The following is a 19,020-nucleotide window of genomic DNA, read 5'->3' on the forward strand; positions in this document are numbered from 1 at the left end:
CCGGCTTTCGGTGGGAGCGATACGGGCCCTCCGCGTGGCATTACCTACGACTTTCATGTCCGTACCGGAGCCCTTTTCCTAATGACGAGCCCCACCGACTCCTCCCTCAGCACCACCCCGCAGGTCGCGGTCAACGACATCGGCGACGCGGAGGCCTTCCTCGCCGCCATCGACGAGACCATCAAGTACTTCAACGATGGCGACATCGTCGAGGGCGTCATCGTGAAGGTCGACCGTGACGAGGTCCTCCTCGACATCGGTTACAAGACCGAGGGCGTCATCCCGTCCCGCGAGCTCTCGATCAAGCACGACGTTGACCCGCACGAGGTCGTCGCCGTCGGTGACAACATCGAGGCCCTGGTTCTCCAGAAGGAGGACAAGGAGGGTCGTCTCATCCTGTCCAAGAAGCGCGCTCAGTATGAGCGTGCCTGGGGCACGATCGAGAAGATCAAGGAAGAGGACGGGATCGTCACCGGTACCGTCATCGAGGTCGTCAAGGGTGGTCTCATCCTCGACATCGGCCTCCGGGGCTTCCTCCCCGCCTCGCTGGTCGAGATGCGCCGCGTCCGCGACCTCCAGCCCTACGTGGGCAAGGAGCTCGAGGCCAAGATCATCGAGCTGGACAAGAACCGCAACAACGTGGTCCTGTCCCGCCGTGCCTGGCTGGAGCAGACCCAGAGCGAGGTCCGCCAGACCTTCCTCACCACCCTCCAGAAGGGTCAGGTGCGCTCCGGCGTCGTCTCCTCGATCGTCAACTTCGGTGCCTTCGTGGACCTGGGTGGCGTCGACGGCCTGGTGCACGTCTCCGAGCTGTCCTGGAAGCACATCGACCACCCGTCCGAGGTTGTCGAGGTCGGCCAGGAGGTCACCGTCGAGGTTCTCGACGTTGACATGGACCGCGAGCGCGTCTCCCTGTCGCTGAAGGCGACCCAGGAGGACCCGTGGCAGCAGTTCGCCCGTACCCACCAGATCGGCCAGGTCGTTCCGGGTAAGGTCACCAAGCTGGTTCCGTTCGGTGCGTTCGTCCGCGTGGACGAGGGCATCGAGGGTCTGGTCCACATCTCCGAGCTGGCCGAGCGCCACGTCGAGATCCCGGAGCAGGTCGTCCAGGTCGGCGACGAGATCTTCGTCAAGGTCATCGACATCGACCTCGAGCGTCGTCGCATCAGCCTGTCGCTCAAGCAGGCCAACGAGGCCCTGGGTGCCAACCCGGCCGAGGTCGAGTTCGACCCGACCCTGTACGGCATGGCCGCCTCGTACGACGACCAGGGCAACTACATCTACCCGGAGGGCTTCGACCCCGAGGCGAACGACTGGCTGCCCGGCTTCGAGAAGCAGCGTGAGGAGTGGGAGCGCCAGTACGCCGAGGCGCAGACCCGCTTCGAGCAGCACCAGGCCCAGGTCATCAAGAGCCGCGAGGCCGACGCCGAGGCCGCTGCCGAGGGTGGCGACGCCGTCGCCGCCGCTGCCGGTGGCTCCTACTCGTCCAGCAGCGACGAGGGCTCGGGCGCCCTGGCCTCCGACGAGGCCCTGGCCGCCCTGCGCGAGAAGCTGGCGGGCGGCCAGAGCTGAGGCTCTCGCCCCCACTAGCTGACAGCTAGGGAACGGGCCCCATCCGGATCACTCCGGGTGGGGCCCGTTTCGCGTTCTCCGACCGGTTCGCGCGCCCCTCGCGCTTTTGTTTCACACCTTCGTTCGCACCTTCGTTTCACGCCTTCGTTTTCCGGTTTGACTTATGTGTGGTTTATGTGAAGGGAAATGTGAGATGAGGCTCATTGCCCTGCTATAGGCCGGACTTCGGGTTGCACCTACATTGAGTGGAGCTGCCCGAAAGGCTCCTTCATGCGCATGCGCAACCCCTCCTCCGCCGTCCCCACCGCCGTGGTCGGTGGCCGGCTCGCCGCGATCGGCCGGTTCTGTTTCCGCCACCGTCGCTGGGTGCTCGGCTTCTGGGCCGCGGTCCTCGTCGTCGGGGTGCTGATCGGCGGCCGGGTGTTCGAGGGTTCGGTGGCCGGGGCCTCCTCCGCGACCGCCGAGGCGGACCGGGGCAGTGCGGTGGTCGCCGCGGCCGACCCGGTCAAGGGGACGCTGACCGCGGTGGTGGACGGCAGGCCGGTGGACGACCCGGCCGTACGGACCGCCGTGCAGAAGGCCACCGCCGAGATCGCGGCGCTGCCCGGGGTCGCCGGCACCCAGGACCCGTACGGCTCCGGCCCGGGCGCGGCCGCGCTGCGGGCCGCCGACGGCGGGGCCGGCCTGGTCAGCGTACGGATGGCCGCCACCGCGACCTCCGCGCAGACCGACGCGGCCACCCACCGGCTGGCCGCCCTGAACGGCGCGGGCGGGGCGCACGTGACCGTCGGCGGGGACCTCGTCCTCCAGCAGGAGGTCAAGAAGCAGACCGAGCAGGACACCCGCTTCGGCGAGATGGTGACCCTGCCGCTCACCCTGGTCGTCATGGTGCTGGTGTTCGGCGGCCTGGCCGCCGCCTCACTGCCGGTGATCGGCGCCGTCGCCTCGGTGGGCGGGGCGCTGCTGGCCATGTTCGGGTTCAGCCGGATCATGGACATCGACACCAGCGTGCTGCCGATCGCCACCGTGCTGGGGCTCGGGCTCTCGATCGACTACGCCCTGCTGATGGTGAATCGTTTCCGCGAGGAGCGCGGCCACGGCGCGGGCATCGCCGCCGCGGTCGAACGCACCGCCGCGACCGCCGGACGCACTGTCGCCTTCTCCGGACTGACCGTGGCCGTGGCGCTGTCCGGACTGTTCGTCTTCACCAGCCCGGTGCTGGGCGCGGTCGCCGCCGCCGGGGTGAGCGTGGTGGTGATCGCGGTCGCCGCCGCGCTCACCCTGATCCCCGCGCTGCTCGGCTTCGCCGGCGGCCGGATCAGGACGCCGAGCGCGCCCGTCCCCGACGAGGGCTTCTTCAGCCGTACCGTGCGCCGGGTCCGCAAGCGGGCGGTGCTCGTCACCCTCGCCTGCGTGGGCGTGCTGATGGCGGCCGGGGCGCCGTTCCTGCACGCCGACATGCGCAGTTCCGGCGCCGCCGTGCTGCCCGCCTCCTCGGCCGGCCGGCAGGTCGCGGAGGCGATCGACCAGCGCTTCCCGCAGATCGCGGCCGCGCCGATCACCGTCGTGGTCGAGGGCGGGGCGCCGGTGGCCCAGGCGTACGCGGACGAGGTGGTGGCCAAGCTGCCGGGCGTCAGCGCGGTCCGGGCCGTGACGCCGGTGAGCGGGGCGGTGTCGACGGTCGACGTGCTGGTGCACGGGGACCCGCAGGGCGCCACGGCCAAGCAGGTGGTGGACGAGCTGCGGGCCGACCGGGGCGGGTTGAAGACCTACGTCACCGGCGGCGCGGCCTCGGTGGTGGACTTCCAGGACGAGCTGCTGGCGCGCGGGCCGTGGGCGCTGGGCCTGGTCGCGGCCGGGACGCTGGTGCTGCTGTTCCTGATGACCGGCTCGGTGGTGATGCCGGTCAAGGCGCTGCTGATGAACGTGCTGTCGCTGGGCGCCTCGCTCGGCGCGCTGACCCTGGTGTTCCAGGACGGCTGGCTGAGCGGACTGCTCGGGTTCAGCTCGACGGGCGGGCTGGAGACCTTCATCCCGGTGCTGGTCTTCGCCTTCGCCTTCGGGCTCTCCATGGACTACGAGGTGTTCCTGCTCGCCCGGATCAAGGAGCTGACCGACCGCGGGTACGGCTGCGTCCGGGCGGTGGAGCTGGGCGTCCAACGCAGCGGTCGGATCATCACCTCGGCGGCGCTGCTGATGGTGATCGTCTTCGCGGGCTTCGCGCTCGGGGACATGCTCATGGTCAAGCAGATGGGCATCGCGCTGGCGGTGGCCGTCGCGGTGGACGCCACCCTGGTGCGCTGCCTGCTGGTGCCGGCCGCGATGAGCCTGTTCGGCGAGTTCAACTGGTGGGCGCCCGCACCGCTGCGACGGCTGCACCGGCGGTTCGGGCTGAGCGAGCACGTGGACCTGCCGGAGATCGAGCCGGCGGTGCTCCCGGCGCAGCGGCCGGCGGCCAAGGACCTGGTCGAGGCGTAGCCGGCCACCGCTGCCGGGGTCACGGGAGGCGGTTCACGCCGTCCGGTTCACGCCGTCCGGTTCACGCCGTCCGGTTCACGCCGTCCGGTTCACGCCGTCCGGTTCACGCCGTCTGGTTCACGCCGTCCGGTTCACGCCGTCCGGTTCACGCGAGGCGGTTCAGCAGGCCGACGGCGGTGCGCAGTTGCTCGCGCTCGGTGGTGCTGAGGCGGGACTCGATGGCGGTGGCGATGTGGTGCTCGCGGCGGGCGCGCTGGTCGAGCAGGGCCAGCCGGCCCGCTTCGGTGGTGGCGATCAGCTGCTTGCGGCCGTCGGTGGGGTGGGGCTGCTGGGCGACCAGGCCGGCCTCGGACATCAGGGCGACGGTGCGGGCCATCGACTGGTGGCGCACCCGGCGGAGGTCGGCGAGCTCGGCGACGGTGTAGGAGCGTTCGTCGCGGACCAGCAGACCGAGCACCGCGGCCTGGTTGGGCGGCAGGTCGTCGCTGTCGCGCAGGGTGCGGACCAGGCTGCCGAGGGCGGAGCGCAGGTCGGCGGCGAGATCCAGGGTGTCCGGGTGCGGGGCGTTGCTGGGCATGGGAGAAGTGTATCGGGAATTTGTGCAGCAAGACTGTACAGCTGTGCTGTATGGTTTCCTCCATGCGAATCACGAAGTTCGGACACGCCTGCGTACGCGTCGAGCACGCCGGAACCACGCTCGTCATCGACCCCGGAGCCTTCACCGACCCCGCCGCCCTGGCCGGGGCCGACGCCGTCCTGATCACCCACGAGCACATGGACCACTTCGAGCCGTCCCGGCTGCGCGCCGCACTGGAGGCCGACCCGGCGCTGCGGGTGTGGACCAACGGCGAGGTCGCCGCCCAGCTGGACGGCGTCGGGCAGCGGATCACCGTCGTCGGCGAGGGCGACGCCTTCGAGATCGGCGGGGTCGGGGTCTCCGTCCACGGCGAGTGGCACGCCGAGATCCACCGGGACATCCCGCTGGTGAAGAACATCGGCTTCCTCCTCGACGGCCGGCTGTTCCACCCCGGCGACGCCTTCACCGTGCCGCCGCACGCCGTGGACACCCTGCTGCTGCCCCTCGCGGCGCCGTGGAGCAAGGCCGGCGAGGTGGTCGACTACGTCCGGGAGTCGGGCCCCCGGGTGGCGGTGCCGGTGCACGAGGCGACGCTCAGCCCGATCGGGCACATGATCGCCACCCGGCTGCTCGGGCCGGACGGGCCGGGGACCGGATCGGAACTGACCGTGCTGGGCGACGGCGAGAGCCTGGAACTGGGCTGAGCCGGGCTGGGCTGACGCGTCCGTCGCCGCGCCGGTAGCCTGACGCCATGCTGAAGATCGGACTGACCGGCGGGATCGGCGCGGGCAAGAGCGAGGTGTCCCGACTGTTCGCCGCGCACGGCGCGGTGATCGTGGACTCCGACCTGATCGCCCGTGAGGTGGTCGCCCCCGGGACGGACGGCCTGGCGGCCGTGGTCGCCGAGTTCGGCCCGCAGGTGCTGCGCGAGGACGGCGCGCTGGACCGGCCGGCCCTCGGGGCGGTCGTGTTCGCCGACCCGGAGAAGCTCCGGGCGCTGAACGCGATCGTCCACCCGCTGGTGCGGGCCCGCTCCGCCGAACTGGAGGCGGCGGCCGCGCCGGACGCGGTCGTCGTGCACGACGTGCCGCTGCTCGCCGAGAACGGGCTGGCACCGCTGTTCGACCTGGTCGTGGTGATCGACGCGGACGACGAGGTGCGGCTGGACCGGCTGGTACGGCTGCGCGGGATGGCCGAGACGGAGGCCCGGGCGCGGATGGCCGCGCAGGCCTCGCGGGCGGACCGGCTGGCGGTCGCCGACCTGGTGATCGACAACGGCGGGCCGCTGGACGCGCTGTCGGCACGGGTCGACGAGGTGTGGGCGCAGCTGGTCGAGCGGGCCGCCGTCTAGGACCTTCCCCGGCTTTTCCTCCCCTGGGGACGACCGTCGGATCATGTGACCGATCCGGTGGTCCGGAGGGGACTCGGACGCCGTTCCGTGGGGAAGGGAGCATGGAGTGATGGATGATCGTTTTTCCCCTGAACCGCTGAACGTCGAGCGCTTGGAGAACTACTCCCGCGCCGAACAGGACCAGATCCTCGGCCCCGGCGAGGACCCGTACGGCGTCGCCTACACCGGGCTCGCCTTCCGGCCCAAGGACGTGCACTTCGGCATCCGGGCCGCCGACGGCCGGCTCGTCGCCCACACCGGGCTGCTCCCCGTCCCGCTCACCGTCGGCGGCACCGACCTGGACGCGATCGGCGTCGGCGGCGTCTGCGTCGCCGCCGAACGGCGGGGCGAGGGGTTGGCGCACGCCGTGGTCGGCAGCGCCGTGGACCACGGGCGCGCGCTCGGCTTCCGGTACGCGCTGCTGTTCTGCCGCCCGCCGCTGGCGGCGTTCTACCGGGGGCTCGGCTTCCGGGAGGTGGCCGAGGAGGTGACGGTCGAGCAGCCGGAGGGGCGGCTCGCGGTCATGCCGCTGCGCACCATGTGGCGGCCGCTGGCGGAGGGCGCCGGGTGGCCGGAGGGGCCGGTGCGGCTGCGCTCGCTGCCGATGTGAGGGTCGATCGGCTGCCGGCCGGCTGAGGCTCAGGCCGCCTTGGCCCAGCCGGTGTCCGCGTGGGCGACGGCGGCCTCCGCCAGGGCGCGGATCATCGGGTGGGCCCGGGTGCCGTCGCCGGACAGCTCCGGCTGGAACAGCGAGGCCAGGAAGAACGGGTGCCCGGGCAGTTCGAGGATGCGGACCTCGCCGGACGGGTCCGCGCCGCTGAACCGCAGCCCGTGGGCGTGCAGCCGGTCCAGGTAGTCGGCGTTGAGGCCGTAGCTGCAGCGGTAGCGCTCCTGGGTGGCGGTGGTGCCCAGGGTGCGCTCGGCCAGGCTGCCGGGAGTGATCGCGACGGCGCCCTCGTGGCCGACCAGGGAGCAGCTGAGCGGGACGATCACCTGCTGGTCGAGGTCCGGCTCCTGCTCGGCGTGGACGGCCCCGGTGATGCCGCAGACGTCGCGGGCGAACTCCAGCACCGCGTGCTGGAACCCGGCGCAGGTGCCGAGGAAGGGGATGCCGTTCTCGCGGGCGGTCCGGATCGCGGCCAGGGCGCCCTGCTCGCTGCGGTACGGGCTGCCGGGCAGCAGCCAGACGGCGTCGAAGCCGTCGAGCGCGCCCGGGGCCCCGGCGTCCTCGGTGGGGATCCAGTAGGCGTCCAGGACCAGTTGCTCGCGCTCGGCGAGGGAGGCGAGCAGGCCGGGGACGCGGGCGTGCGAGCGGACGGCGGGGGAGCGGTCGCCGACCAGGGCGATCCGGGGGGTCAGATAGGTCATGGGGCTATCCTGACCCCGCATCCGAGATCAGCGCCAACGATGATTTCTTACACCTCGATCAGATCGGTTGATGGCCGCCGTGGATCCGCAGCAGCTCCGCACCTTCGCCACCGTCGCCCGGCTCGCCTCCTTCTCCGAGGCGGCCCGGGACCTCGGCTACACCCAGTCCGCGGTGTCCCAGCAGATCGCCGCGCTGGAGGCCGACCTCGGCACCGCCCTGCTGGGCCGCCGCCCGGTCGCCCCCACGGCGGCCGGACGGCGACTGCTGGAGCACGCCGCCCCGCTGCTGGTCCGGTTGGAGGCGGCGCGCGCCGACGTCGCGCGCCTGGCCGGCGCCCCGAGCGCCCGGCTGGTGCTCGGCGCCACCCCGCTGGCGGTCGGAGCGGCCCTGGGGCACGCGCTCGGCGAAGTGCGCCGGGTGTTCCCGCAGGTGGAACCCGTCGTCCAGGTGCTCGCCCAGGGAGTGCTGCCCGCCCAGGTCGCCACCGGCGAGGTCGACCTCGCGCTGATCGACGGCCTGGCCGCGCCCAGCGACCCGCTGCCGCTGCCCGAGGTCGGCCCGCTCACCACCGTCGCCGTCGACGAACAGCCGCTCGCCGTCGCCCTGCCGCTCGGACACCCGCTGGCCGACCGCCCCGGCCTCGCCCTCGCCAACCTGTCCGCCGCCCGCTGGCTGGACGCCCCCGACCTCACCCCCACCGCGGACCGGCTGCGCGCCGCCACCGGCACCGACGGCTTCCGGCCCGCCACCCGCTACCGCGGCACCGACCTGCACGGGCTGCTCACGCTGGTCGCCGCCGGACACGGACTCACCCTGCTGCCCGCCCCCGTCCTCGCCCGGGCGCCCGGCATCGCGTCCGCCCCGATCGCCGCACCCCGACTGGTGCACCGCACCGAACTCCTCCACGGCAGCCTGCCGGAGGGGCCGGCGGCGCTGCTGGCACGGCTGCTGGCGGGGTGAGGGAGCGGTCGGTATTTCACTTGGCGGGTTGACCGGCACCCGGCAGAGTCGGCGCATGACGCGCGACGACCTCGTCGGGATGCTGGCCGGGCAGACACCGGCCTGCGGCCCCGCACGTGAAGCCCTGCTCGCCGGGGGCACCTTCGACATCGGGGACACCCTGGTCCCGGCCAGACGGCACTTCGGCGTCTTCCGGCGTCGACTCCAGCGCACCCGGCGATTCGGGATCGAGGTGCCCGGTCTCGCCGAGAGCGTCGTGATCTTCGAAGCGGCCGGGGACGAGGGCCTGCGCCTCGGCGTGATCAAGGCGCCGGACCAGATCTTCTGGGTCTACTTCAACGCCGCGGCCACGATGGTCATGGCCTGCATCGGCGGCCGCTGGCAGGGGAAGGGCTGACGCTGGGCCGAACGGCGCTTGGTCGCAGCGGTCAGGCCGCGGTCCGGCGGTCGTCGGTCCGGCGGTCGTCGGTCCGGTGCTCGTCGGCTCGGGTGACGAAGGCGGCCACGGTGGCGGTGAGCGCCGCCGGGTCGTCGAGCCAGGGGTAGTGGCCCGCGCCCGGCTGGACGGTGAGGGTGACGTCGGGGAAGAGTGACGCCGCCGCGGTGGGCCAGAGGTCCACCTCCCCGGCGAGCAGCAGGACCGGGCAGGTGAGCGTGGCCAGTCGGCGGCGCAGGGCCTCGGGGTCGGGGGTGTAGTCGGCGTAGTAGTGCTCGCTGACCGGCAGGGAGCGCTGGGCCGGGTCGGCGGCGGCGTGGGTGCGGGCCGCGGCGTCCCAGCGGCCGTACATCAGCGGTTCGAAGGCGAAGCGGTGCCGGGCGGCCTCGGCGAAGCTGGTCGCGGACCGCATCCCGTCGTACCCGAGGACGGCCTCGGCGTGCCAGGGCTCGCCCGCCCGGGCGGCGATCACCTCCCGCGCGCCGGTGTCGGAGGGCAGGCCGACGGCGGCGAAGGAGGGGGTGAGCAGGGTGAGGCTGGTCAGGCGGTCGGGGTGGGCGGCCGCGTAGAGCATGGCGAGGGCGCCGCCGGCGGAGTGGCCGAGCAGGTCGATCCGGTCCAGGCCCAGATGGTGGCGCAGTGCCTCGACGTCGGCGACCAGGCGGTCGACCCGGTAGCTCGCCGGGTCGGCGGGCGTCCCGGAGGCGCCGGTGCCCCGGGTGTCGGGCAGGATCAGGGTGCGGTGGGCGCTCAGGCCGCCGAGGTCGCCGAGGTACTCGGCGGCGCGGCCGGGGCCGCCGGGGAGGCAGAGCAGCGGCGGGCCGTCGCCGAGGGTGCGGAAGGCCAGGTCGGTGCCGTCGTACGAGGTGAGGAACTCCATGGCGGACAGCCTGGAGGGTCGGTGGGCGCACGGCTATCGTTCAGCCAGGACTGAATGATCGAGGACCGGACGATCGAGGAATCGACGATGGAGGGGCGGTGGCCGCGTGGCGGTGGAGATCCGGTTGTCGGCGGCGGAGGTCGCCCGGGTGCGGTTCGCGGTCTCGCCGCTGGCCGAGACGGTGCTCGGGCTGCGGCCGGCGCTCGGGGTCGGTGGGCACGACGTGCACCGGGCGTGGGTGCGCGGGGCCCGGTCGGTGCTCGCCCGTGAACCCGAACTCCCCCTGCTGCGCGCCCTGTTGACGGGGTGCCTGCCGTCCTTCCTGTTCCCGGTGCCGGAGCTGCGGCTGCCCTCCTTCGAGGCCGAACTGGCCGGGCTGCGGGCGACCGACCCGGCGTACGTGGCGGCCGAGTGCACCGCCGCGCTGGGCGCCGCCCGGGCACGTCGACTGCCGGACGCGGCCGAGCTGTTGGGCGGGTCGCCGATGCGCTGGAGCGCCTCCACGGCGAGCTGGTCGCCCCGCACTGGGGGCGGATGCGGGCCCTGCTGGAGGCGGACCTCGGCCGCCGGGCGGTGACCCTGGTGGACCGCGGGGTGGAGGGGCTGTTCGCCGAGCTGCACGGTGATGTCGTGTGGCGGGAGGGCGAGTTGGTGGTGCACGGCCGTCGCCGTTCCGGATCGGTGTGGACGGTCGAGGCGGGCGGGCACGGTCTGGCGCTGATGCCGTCGGTCTTCGGCTGGCCGGACGTGATCGTCGACCACTCCCCGCGCGCCGCCGCCTCGATCCGCTACCCGGCGGCCGGCGTCGGGCTGTTGTGGGAGGAGCCCCGGCCGTCCCCCGCCGGGCTGGCCGCCGTGCTGGGGCGCACCCGTGCGGAGCTGCTCGCCGTGCTCGGCGAGCCGTTGAGCACCCCGCAGCTCGCCGAGCGGCTCGGCGTCACCCCGAGCGCCGTCTCCCAGCACCTCGGCGCGCTGCGCGGTGCGGGGCTGGTGGCCACCCGCCGGAGCGGGCGCAACGCGCTGCACCTGCGGACGGCGGTGGGGGCGGTGCTGGTGGGGGAGGCCGGCGCCGTGCAGCCGGGGGCCGAGGGCTGAGGGCCGAGGGCGGGAGTCCCGGGGGCGGGCGGATGTGGAGGGGGTGAACACCACTCGTTCACGTCCCGGACCTGACGATCGTCGCGCGGGCGGTGCTGTCATGGGCACAGTCGCCCGGCGAACGGCCGGGCCGGACCGGGAGAGCTTCCCCCATGATGCTCCGTCAGCGTTCCATCGTCATCGTCGCGGTGGCCGCCCTCGCCGCCGCCGGGCTCGCCACCGGCACCGCGCAGGCCGCCACGGCCGCGCACAAGCCGGGCAAGTCCGGTGCCACGAGCGCCAGTTGTTCGCAGGCGTACCTGCCGCTGCCCGACCCGTCCTGCACCCCCGGCGCGTACAACCCGGCGGTCACCCAGGCCACCATCGGCCAGACCATCTGCGTCTCCGGCTGGACCGCCACCGTGCGCCCGCCGACCAGCTACACCAACGCGTTGAAGACCCAGCAGATCGCCCAGTACGGCTACGCGGACACCAACCCCTCGGACTACGAGGAGGACCACTTCGTCCCGCTGGAGCTCGGCGGCGCGCCGCGCGACCCGCACAACCTGTGGCCCGAGCCGCGCTACGGCAACGAGCCCGCGCAGAGCAAGGACTCGGTCGAGACCAGATTGAAGAACGCGGTGTGCGGCCACAAGGTGACCCTGGACGCCGCCCGCAGCGCGATCGCCAGCGACTGGACCACGGCGCTCAGCCGCCTGGGGCTGTGACCCCGCGGGGTTGAAAGAAGCCGCCAGGTCCGTCCGTTCCCCTGTGCCGGACGGGCCTGGCGGCGGTCTGTCAGTACGTCAGCCGCAGCCGGGGAAGGCCTCGCAGAGCGGGGCCGTCAGGCCGGTGGCGACGTACTTGTCCTCGGGAGCCTTCCAGGCGTCCTTGGGCTGGGCGCCGGCCTTGGCGGTCGCCCAGACGGCCAACTCGGTGACCGCCCCGCCGCCCACCGCGACGTACTCGTGCAGGGTGGCGGTGGAACCGTCGGCCTGCGGGGCCGTCACGGTGGCGGCGAAGAAGGGCCCGTCGGTCGGGCTGGTCACCTTCACCGTGGCGCCCGGCGCGGTCCTGGCGCAGTTCGTCACGGCCTCGGTGATGCCCCGCTTGATCGCGTAGGCGGTCTGGGCGTTGCCGCTGCTGTGGGTCGGGTCGCCCCAGAAGTCCACGGTCTGCTGGGCCGTCCAGCGGTCCCCGCCGAAGCCGACGGCGGCCTTGGCCCGCGCCGCGCCGTCGGTGTACATGTACTCGTCGCCCTTGGGCGGCGCGGCGTGGCACAGCTCCATGCCCTTGAAGCCGATCGGCCCGGTGACCGGCTTGGCGTTGGCCGCCAGCGGGGCGAAGTGGTAGGTCTCGTCCATCGGGATGGTCTTGCTGTCCGCCCAGGCCTTGGCCGGGACGCCCTTGCCCTGGTCGGCGCCGGTGGTGGGCCCGGCGCCTCCGTCGGTGGGCTTGGCCGTGCCGCCGCTGGGCGCCGCAGTGGTCGGCGCCGCCGGGGCGGCGCTCTTGCCGCCGTCCTGGCCGCTGTCGTCCGGTCCGCAGGCGCTCAGGGCGCCCGCGCAGAGCAGAGCGGCGGCGGTGACGGTGATCAGGCGGGTGCTGCTGCGCACGTGACGATTCCTCGGGTGTCCGGTGTCGTGGAGCGGGGCCGGGGCCGGTGGCGCGCCGGTCACCCGGCCCCGCCGCCCGGCCGACCCGTGACTGCGGGCACTCGGCATGGCTGTTCCCCCCGTTGCTGCTGCCGTCAGGCCCCCTGGCTCCGCAGCTCACCGCAGGTCTGAGGAACGGTCAGAGCGGGTGCTGCGTCGACGGCGGACGAAACCTATGACACGGCGGCGCCGGTCGCAAAGCGGGATTCCGCCGGTTGCGCGGGCGAATGCGACGGTTGCAGCGGGCTGGTGGTGAACATGTGTGCGGCTGCGGCGGAACCGATGTCCGGCGGGGAGTGCCGTCCGGCCGGCCCGCGGGGGCCTGGATCCCTTGCCGGGCACCGGTTCCAGGCCCCCGGGGCCGGGAACCGGCGGTGGGTCGTGCCCGTTCGGGGCGGCGTCGGCCCGCCCCGGCCGGGGTGCCGATGCCAAGGCTTCCTCCCGGCCGCGGGGCGGATGTGATCCCACCCACGGTCCGGGTCGGGGCAGGTCGCGCGGGGTGTCCGCCTCGTTACGGCTCGGGGCGCCCGGCCCGTTACGGCTCGGGGCGTCCGGCCCGCCGGGGCTCGGGGATGTCCGGCCCGCTAGGGCTGCGGGTGGGTGCCCGGGACGCCGAGTTGGGCGGCGAGCCAGGGGAGGGCCTGGGCGAAGGTGGCGGAGCCGGTCTGCCAGGTGTGCTTGCCGGAGCCGACGGCGGCGGTGGTGCGGATGCCGTCCTTCTTGGCGGCCGCCTCCAGGAGCTTGGCGGACTCGATCTGGCCGTGCTCCTCGTCGCCCTGCCCGAAGTAGCCGGAGACGCCCTGGTACTTGGGGTGGTGGGCGAGCACCGTCAGCGGGTCGTGGGCGGCCCAGGCCGCCGCGTCGCCGCCGTACAGCTCCTGGATCGTGTGGTCCTTGTCGCCGATGTACGGGCCCTTGTCGCCGGAGAAGTCGCCGAAGTGGGTGAAGACGTTGGGGTGCTCGACGACCAGGTCGACGGCGCAGGTGCCGCCCATCGACCAGCCGGCCACGCCCCACTTGTGCGGGTCGGTGGCGGCGTTGAAGGTCTTCTGGACGTACGGGGGGACGTCCTTGAGCAGGTGGCTCTCGGAGTTGCCGTGCGGGCCGTCCACGCACTCGGTGTCCACCCGGAAGCCGCCGGTGGCGTCCACGAAGACCAGGATCGGGGCGAAGCCGTTGTGCTTCGCGGCGAACTCGTCGGCGGTCCGCACCGCGTTGCCCGAGCGGATCCAGTTGTCGGGCGCCGCGAACTCGCCGCCGATCATCTCCAGCACCGGCAGCTTCGGCCGGGACTTGCTGCGGAACCAGGCCGGCGGCAGGTAGACCAGCTCCTGGCGGTGGGTGAAGCCGCTCGCGGTGTCCGGGATGTCGACCTGGACGATGCGGCCGGTCGTGGTCTTCCCGTGGATCGAGGAGACCTCGGCCAGGGTGATCTGGTCCGGCAGCGGCTGCCCGCTGAGCTCGCCGATGGCGTCGTCGACCGTCGGGTAGTAGCCGGTGGCCATGTTCACGCTGTTCGCGGCGCAGAACAGCGCCAGCAGGACGGTCGGCGCCACCAGCGCCCGCCGCCACCAGCGCGCGCCGCGCCAGCCGAAGCCCAGCACGGCGAGCGCGGCGACCGCCACCCCGCTCCACAGCCACACCCCGAACGGGATCGGGTCGGTGATCCCGGCCAGGGTGAGGACTCCCACCGCGAGGACCGCGGTGAGCAGCAGCGCCGTACCCAGCGCGATCGGCCCCCACTTGCGCTGCCACGCCCGGTCCCGCAGGCCCACCGCGGTCAGGAACAGGGCGAGGGCGGCGGCCTGGACGGTCCAGGGGAACCAGCCGTCGAGCAGCGAGACGTTCATGCGCGGAGGCTAGGGGCGGTGGATGAGAGAGGGCTTAAAGGCTGACCGTTCACTGGTGACGTCCTGGGAGCGGGCTGGGAGCGCGTTGGGAGGCCGGGGCGTGGCCGCCTTCGCCACCGTCGCGGCAGCACCCGCCCGCCGTCGGGCGCCGGTCCGAACGGGGCGGCTCTCAGCCGACCGGACAGGCTTCGATCAGCGCACCGACCACCACACCGATCGAGGGACGCGCGGTCGAGGTGGAACGCCAGACGGCGAAGACCCGGCGCTGCGGGGCGTCCACCAGGGGCACGAACCGTACGGGAGCGGCGGCCGGTTCACGTCCCAGGCGCGGGATGATGGCGATTCCCAGCCCTGCCGCGACCAGCGCCAACTGCGTGGGGTGTTCCGAGGCGGTGTGGGCGATGCGAGCACGCTTGATGTTGCGCACCAGCCATTCGTGGCACAGCTGCCCGTCGCTCGAGGTGATCCAGTGCTCATCACCGAGGTCGGCCAGGCTCAGCGTCGGGCGGCCGGAGAGCCGATGGTCCGGGGGCAGGGCGATGTCGTAGGTGTCGTCGAGGAGGGCGCGGTGGTCCAGCCCCTGGGGCAGGGCGAGCGGATCCCCGGCCCAGTCCTCGACGACGGCCAGGTCGAGCAGCCCGCGCCGCACCGCCGGGACGGCTTCGTACGGTTCCTGCTCCCGCGCCGACACCGTCAGGTCCGGGTACCGGGCCCGCAGGGCTCGCAGAGCCGATGGGAGCAGCGCGCGGGCGGCGGTGGGGAAGGCCGCGATCGTGAGGTCGCCGGTCACCAGTCCGTGGTGCTGCGCCATCGTCGCCATGACGCGTTCCATGTGCGCGAGCAGTTCCGCGGCCTCCCCGGCGAGCAGGGTGCCGGCCTCGGTCAGGCGAATGCCCCGGCCTTGACGTTCCGCCAGGTGAGTGCCGGTCTCCTGCTCCAGCCGCGCCATCTGCTGCGAGACCGCCGACGTGGTGACGTGCAGGAGCCGGGCCGCGCCCACGACGGATCCGGTCGTCGCCACCGCGTGCAGTACCCGCAAGCGTTCGAGGTTCAACATCTCAGTGATGCTACGAGATGCAGTCAAGAAACATTCACTTGTGCTTTCCGGTGATCGAACCCAGAGTGGGCGCGGCGCAACAGGCCATCACGAATGGCGACGGGGGTATGCCGAGTGACGTCTCGGCGTGCACGTCATTCGGCCTTCCTCACGCGTCCGGCCGATGCCGCTCCTGCCTCAGCCGCCGACCCGTCAGTCGGCGGGTGAGGCAGGGCGGGCACCCTTGACGTCGCGCATCTTCGGGTGGACGGCCCGGGCGGCGACGGGGAGCGGGTTCGTGGTCAGACCGCGTAGTCGGCGTGCGGGGTGCCGCGCTCCCAGACCGTCTCGAAGGCGCCGGAGACCAGCTCCACCACGGCCGGGTCCTCGGAGTACCGGTGCCCGGCCCAGTCGCCGTCGCCGCTGAACCAGTGGAACAGCACCAGGCGGTCGTCGATCAGCCACAGGTCGTTGCCGGGCAGCGGGATGTCCGAGGCCAGCCGCCGGGGCAGCCAGCGCACCTGCTCGCCCGCGGCGAGGTTCACCGCGGTGAGCGCGTGCTCCCAGCGGATGTAGTCGGTGACCGGCTCGGAGACGATCCGTGCCCGGCGCAGCCGGACACCCCGGCCGACGGTCTCGCGCACCAGCGGCACCCAGCCGGCCCACCACGGGGAGTCCGGGTCGGTGTCGACCGCGCCGGAGCGCTTGAACTCCTCGAAGGCGGCGGCCTCGTCGGCGACTCCGTAGGCGTCCCGCATCTCCAGGTGGACGGCCGTCCGGCGGGCGCCCCTGAGCAGGGCGGTGAAGTCTGGCAGGGGCTCGGTCATCGCGGGCCTTCCGGGGGCGGGCGGGTGGGGGCGGGTGGGTGCGGGGCGTGGGTGGGCGTCGGGTGCGGGCGTCGGGTGCGGGCGGGTGCGGGGCGTGGGTGGGCGTCGGGTGCGGTCGTCGGTTACGGGCGGGTGCGGGCGTCGGCGGTGAGGCGGCGGAGGGCGGCGCGGGCGGGCGGGCCCCAGGTGGTCTTGCCGCCGGGGCGGCCGAGGCGGCCCGCCTCGCCGATGTGGATGCCGCCGAGGGCGCGCACGACGGCCCAGCCGCGGGCGCGGCGCAGCGTCGCCCGGTCCGGGGCCGGTCGGTAGGCCCGGTGGAAGAGCTCGGCGCCGCCGTCCGGGAGGAGGGACCAGGCGGCCGCGAGGTCGCTCGCCGGGTCGCCCGCGCAGAGTTCGCCGAAGTCGACGACGCCGCAGAGGGTGCCGTCGGCGGTGAGGACGTTGGCCGGGTGGAGGTCGCCGTGGATCCACAGGGCCGGGCCGGTCCAGTCGGGTGCGCTGACGGCGTCCTCCCAGACGGCGCGGACGGCGTCCGGGTCGGGGACCAGCCCCATGGCGGCGGCCGAGGCCAGCCCCTGGGTGACGTGCTCGGCCTGGGCGGCCAGCGGCTCGCCCCGGGCGCCGGTGGGCGCGGTGGCGGGGGCGGGCCGGTGCAGGGCGGTCAGGAAGGCGGCCAGGGTCCCGGCCGCGGCGGCGGCGCGGGTGACGGGAGCGTGGTCGGCCGGGGTGCCCGGGACCCAGGTGGTGACCAGCCAGGGGTGGGGGAAGCGCTCGGAGGGCTCGCCGAGGCGCCGGGGCGCCGGGATCGGCAGGGGCAGCGGTGAGGGGAGGGCGGGCAGCCAGGCATGTTCCTTGCGCAGCAGGGTACTTGCGTCCTCCGTCGCCCAGGGCAGCCGGACGGCGAGGTCCTCGCCGAGCCGCCACATCTGGTTGGACCAGCCGCGTGCACCGAGCCGCAGGGGGAGTTCGGCCAGGTCGGGGTACTGGTCGCGCAGGAGCTGCCGGACCAGGTCCTCGGTGATCTCGATCGCGGTACGGGGCATGGGGGGAAGGGTAGTTGGGCTCCTGGGCCTAGGGAGTCGGAATCGTGGGCGCCGTCCAGCTGGCCAGGACCCGGAGGGACTGCGCGGTCGGGGAGTTCGGCTCGACGTTGTAGACGCACAGCGTCTGCTCCGCGTCGCCCGGCACCTGGAAGGACTCGTAGGAGAAGTGCAGTTCCCCGACCAGGGGGTGGTGGTAGTGCTTGGCGCCGTGGGTGCGGCGCAGCACCCGGTGGTCGTTCCACCAGCCGGTGAACTCCGGCACCTGGAGGGTGAGTTCGCCGACCAGGTCGGCGAGCCGGCGGTCCTGGGGGTAGCGGCCCGCCTCGAACCGGAGCATGGCCACCGTCTCGGAGGCGAGCCGCTCCCAATCACCCACCGTCTCCCGGGCCTTGGGGTCCAGCAGGTAGTAGCGCGCCATGTTGCGGAGGTTGGCGGGCAGGGCGTCGAAGTCGGTGAGGACCTCCCGGGCGAGCCGGTTGGAGGCCAGGACGTCGGTGCGTCGGCCGAGGATGAAGGCGGGGACGTGGTCGAGCGTCTCCAGCATCAAGTACAGCCCCGGGCGCACCCGTTGGGTGGTGGCCGGGGCGCGGCGGGCGGCCGGCCCGGGGGATGAGTGGAGGAGGTCGGTGAGGTGCTCGCGCTCGGTGTCGTCCAGGCGCAGGGCGCGGGTGACCGCGTCGACGACCTCGGGAGACGGGTTGAGGGCCCGCCCCTGCTCCAGCCGGGTGTAGTACTCGGTGCTCACACCCGCCAGTCGGGCCACCTCGTCCCGGCGCAGACCGGGCACCCGGCGGATCCGCCCGTCGGCGGGCAGCCCGGCGTCCTCGGGGGTGACCCGGGCGCGGCGGGAGCGGAGGAAGCCGGCGATCTCCTTGGTGCGGTCCATGGCTCCATTGTCGGTGCCGGGCCGGGGTGGCGGGCGGTCCTGGGTGGCCCTGGCAGTACCTGCCGGGGCAGGGCCAGCTATGGCGTCCCGAGGGGCCGGCGCGGGGGCTGTACTGGATCTGCGGCCGACGGGGAACGTCGGCCGAATCCCACACCCCTGGAGCGTAAGAGACATGTCCACGAACACCACCTCGCTTCCGCTCGCCGGCCGCGTCGCCGTCGTCACCGGCGCTTCGAGCGGCATCGGCGCGGCCTCGGCCGAGAAGCTGGCGGCACTGGGCGCCCGGGTCGTCGTGCTGGCCCGCCGGGCGGAGCGGCTGGCCGAGCTGGTCGAGCGGATCGAGAAGAACGGCGGCAGCGCGGTCGCCATCGCCGCCGACGTGACGGACGTCGAGGCGATGCAGGCCGCCGCGGCGCGGGTGGCGGCCGAGTTCGGCGGCGCCGACCTGCTGCTGAACAACGCCGGAGTCATGCTGCCCGCTCCGATCGAGGAGCTGGCGACCGCGCAGTGGAAGCAGCAGATCGACCTCAACATCACCGGCCTGATGAACGCGATCGGCGTGTTCACCCCGCAGCTGGTGAAGGCGGCCGCCGAGCGGGGCGTGGCCGACCTGATCAACACCTCGTCCATCGCGGCGCAGAACATCTTCCCGACCTTCGCCGTGTACTCCGGCACGAAGGCGTACGTCAGCCAGCTGTCGCGGACCCTGCGGGCCGAGCTGGGGGCGAAGAAGGTCCGGGTGTCGGCGGTCGAGCCCGGCATCGTCGGGACGGAGCTGCAGAGCCACGTCACCGACCAGGGCGCGCTGGACTGGCTGGAGGGCGCGAAGGCCGCCATGGAGTGGCTCACCCCGGAGGACGTCGCGGAGACCATCGGCTTCATCGCCACCCTGCCGCCCCGGGTCAACCTCCAGCAGGTCACGGTCATGCCCACCGGCCAGGCCAGCTGAGCCGCACCCCCCACCCCGGGCGGCCCCGCGCACCCTGCGCG

The 19,020-nt window shown here is 73.5% G+C and carries 20 protein-coding genes; 11 read left to right on the top strand and 9 right to left on the bottom strand.

The window, feature by feature from the left end:
* Positions 1-81 precede the first annotated feature (81 nt).
* Together rpsA and ACFV8H_RS34905 are read left to right on the top strand one after the other, a co-directional pair.
* Positions 82-1,572, top strand: coding sequence for a 30S ribosomal protein S1 (gene rpsA, locus ACFV8H_RS34900; RefSeq protein ID WP_329928268.1), 1,491 nt, complete (start codon positions 82-84; stop codon positions 1,570-1,572).
* Positions 1,573-1,842: 270 nt separating this feature from the next.
* Entirely contained in the window at positions 1,843-4,050 is a 2,208-nt protein-coding gene (locus ACFV8H_RS34905; protein ID WP_380407915.1) for an MMPL family transporter, read from the top strand.
* 145 nt (positions 4,051-4,195) lie between these two features.
* On the opposite strand, the gene ACFV8H_RS34910 is transcribed toward ACFV8H_RS34905, so the two are convergent.
* On the bottom strand, positions 4,196-4,627 hold the full coding sequence (locus tag ACFV8H_RS34910; protein WP_380407917.1) for a MarR family winged helix-turn-helix transcriptional regulator: 432 nt from the start codon (positions 4,625-4,627) through the stop codon (positions 4,196-4,198).
* A 62-nt stretch (positions 4,628-4,689) separates the two neighbouring features.
* On the opposite strand from ACFV8H_RS34910, the gene ACFV8H_RS34915 reads away from it, so the two are divergent.
* From ACFV8H_RS34915 to ACFV8H_RS34925, 3 genes are all read left to right on the top strand, one after another.
* The gene (locus ACFV8H_RS34915; protein WP_380407919.1) at positions 4,690-5,331 is read left to right on the top strand and encodes an MBL fold metallo-hydrolase; all 642 of its coding nucleotides are present in this window, start codon (positions 4,690-4,692) and stop codon (positions 5,329-5,331) included.
* A 47-nt stretch (positions 5,332-5,378) separates the two neighbouring features.
* A complete protein-coding gene (coaE, locus tag ACFV8H_RS34920; RefSeq protein WP_375893420.1) occupies positions 5,379-5,978 on the top strand; it encodes a dephospho-CoA kinase in 600 nt (199 codons plus the stop codon).
* 109 nt (positions 5,979-6,087) lie between these two features.
* Positions 6,088-6,627 carry a GNAT family N-acetyltransferase gene (locus tag ACFV8H_RS34925; RefSeq protein ID WP_375893422.1) on the top strand — a complete coding sequence of 180 codons (540 nt, stop codon included), beginning with the start codon at positions 6,088-6,090 and terminating at the stop codon, positions 6,625-6,627.
* Between the two features lie 29 nt (positions 6,628-6,656).
* Here the strand turns inward: ACFV8H_RS34925 and ACFV8H_RS34930 are convergent, their stop codons facing one another.
* Entirely contained in the window at positions 6,657-7,385 is a 729-nt protein-coding gene (locus ACFV8H_RS34930; RefSeq protein WP_380407922.1) for a hypothetical protein, read from the bottom strand.
* 79 nt (positions 7,386-7,464) lie between these two features.
* Between ACFV8H_RS34930 and ACFV8H_RS34935 the strand changes: the two genes are divergently transcribed.
* Both ACFV8H_RS34935 and ACFV8H_RS34940 read left to right on the top strand, forming a co-directional pair.
* Positions 7,465-8,346 (top strand): LysR family transcriptional regulator, encoded by an 882-nt coding sequence (locus ACFV8H_RS34935; RefSeq protein WP_380407951.1) that lies wholly within the window; start codon positions 7,465-7,467, stop codon positions 8,344-8,346.
* Positions 8,347-8,401: 55 nt separating this feature from the next.
* The gene (locus ACFV8H_RS34940; protein WP_380407924.1) at positions 8,402-8,743 is read left to right on the top strand and encodes a hypothetical protein; all 342 of its coding nucleotides are present in this window, start codon (positions 8,402-8,404) and stop codon (positions 8,741-8,743) included.
* A gap of 31 nt (positions 8,744-8,774) precedes the next feature.
* On the opposite strand, the gene ACFV8H_RS34945 is transcribed toward ACFV8H_RS34940, so the two are convergent.
* Positions 8,775-9,662, bottom strand: a complete 888-nt coding sequence (locus tag ACFV8H_RS34945) for an alpha/beta fold hydrolase (protein WP_380407926.1) — start codon at positions 9,660-9,662, stop codon at positions 8,775-8,777.
* 106 nt (positions 9,663-9,768) lie between these two features.
* On the opposite strand from ACFV8H_RS34945, the gene ACFV8H_RS34950 reads away from it, so the two are divergent.
* The 3 genes from ACFV8H_RS34950 (at position 9,769) to ACFV8H_RS34960 (ending at position 11,464) form a co-directional block, all read left to right on the top strand.
* Positions 9,769-10,239 (top strand): hypothetical protein, encoded by a 471-nt coding sequence (locus ACFV8H_RS34950; protein ID WP_380407928.1) that lies wholly within the window; start codon positions 9,769-9,771, stop codon positions 10,237-10,239.
* Positions 10,197-10,757: an ArsR/SmtB family transcription factor gene (locus ACFV8H_RS34955; RefSeq protein ID WP_380407929.1), complete on the top strand. Its 561-nt coding sequence runs from the start codon at positions 10,197-10,199 to the stop codon at positions 10,755-10,757. Before ACFV8H_RS34950 ends, ACFV8H_RS34955 begins: the two co-directional genes overlap by 43 nt.
* A gap of 152 nt (positions 10,758-10,909) precedes the next feature.
* On the top strand, positions 10,910-11,464 hold the full coding sequence (locus ACFV8H_RS34960) for a hypothetical protein (protein ID WP_380407931.1): 555 nt from the start codon (positions 10,910-10,912) through the stop codon (positions 11,462-11,464).
* 78 nt (positions 11,465-11,542) lie between these two features.
* On the opposite strand, the gene ACFV8H_RS34965 is transcribed toward ACFV8H_RS34960, so the two are convergent.
* The 6 genes from ACFV8H_RS34965 to ACFV8H_RS34990 all read right to left on the bottom strand — a co-directional run bounded on the left by ACFV8H_RS34965 (position 11,543) and on the right by ACFV8H_RS34990 (position 18,030).
* On the bottom strand, positions 11,543-12,349 hold the full coding sequence (locus ACFV8H_RS34965; protein WP_380407933.1) for a hypothetical protein: 807 nt from the start codon (positions 12,347-12,349) through the stop codon (positions 11,543-11,545).
* Between the two features lie 623 nt (positions 12,350-12,972).
* Positions 12,973-14,238, bottom strand: coding sequence for an alpha/beta hydrolase (locus tag ACFV8H_RS34970; protein ID WP_380407935.1), 1,266 nt, complete (start codon positions 14,236-14,238; stop codon positions 12,973-12,975).
* Positions 14,239-14,407: 169 nt separating this feature from the next.
* Complete coding sequence (locus tag ACFV8H_RS34975) at positions 14,408-15,295, bottom strand: LysR family transcriptional regulator (RefSeq protein ID WP_380407937.1); 888 nt, start codon at positions 15,293-15,295, stop codon at positions 14,408-14,410.
* Positions 15,296-15,576: 281 nt separating this feature from the next.
* On the bottom strand, positions 15,577-16,101 hold the full coding sequence (locus ACFV8H_RS34980) for a DUF6879 family protein (RefSeq protein WP_380407939.1): 525 nt from the start codon (positions 16,099-16,101) through the stop codon (positions 15,577-15,579).
* Positions 16,102-16,223: 122 nt separating this feature from the next.
* Entirely contained in the window at positions 16,224-17,144 is a 921-nt protein-coding gene (locus tag ACFV8H_RS34985) for an aminoglycoside phosphotransferase family protein (protein ID WP_380407941.1), read from the bottom strand.
* A gap of 28 nt (positions 17,145-17,172) precedes the next feature.
* Positions 17,173-18,030, bottom strand: a complete 858-nt coding sequence (locus tag ACFV8H_RS34990; protein ID WP_380407943.1) for a helix-turn-helix transcriptional regulator — start codon at positions 18,028-18,030, stop codon at positions 17,173-17,175.
* 172 nt (positions 18,031-18,202) lie between these two features.
* On the opposite strand from ACFV8H_RS34990, the gene ACFV8H_RS34995 reads away from it, so the two are divergent.
* The gene (locus tag ACFV8H_RS34995) at positions 18,203-18,979 is read left to right on the top strand and encodes an SDR family oxidoreductase (RefSeq protein ID WP_380407945.1); all 777 of its coding nucleotides are present in this window, start codon (positions 18,203-18,205) and stop codon (positions 18,977-18,979) included.
* The last annotated feature ends 41 nt before the right edge of the window (positions 18,980-19,020 follow it).

Origin of the sequence: Kitasatospora sp. NPDC059827, assembly GCF_042731675.1 — a bacterium.
Lineage (GTDB): Bacteria > Actinomycetota > Actinomycetes > Streptomycetales > Streptomycetaceae > Kitasatospora.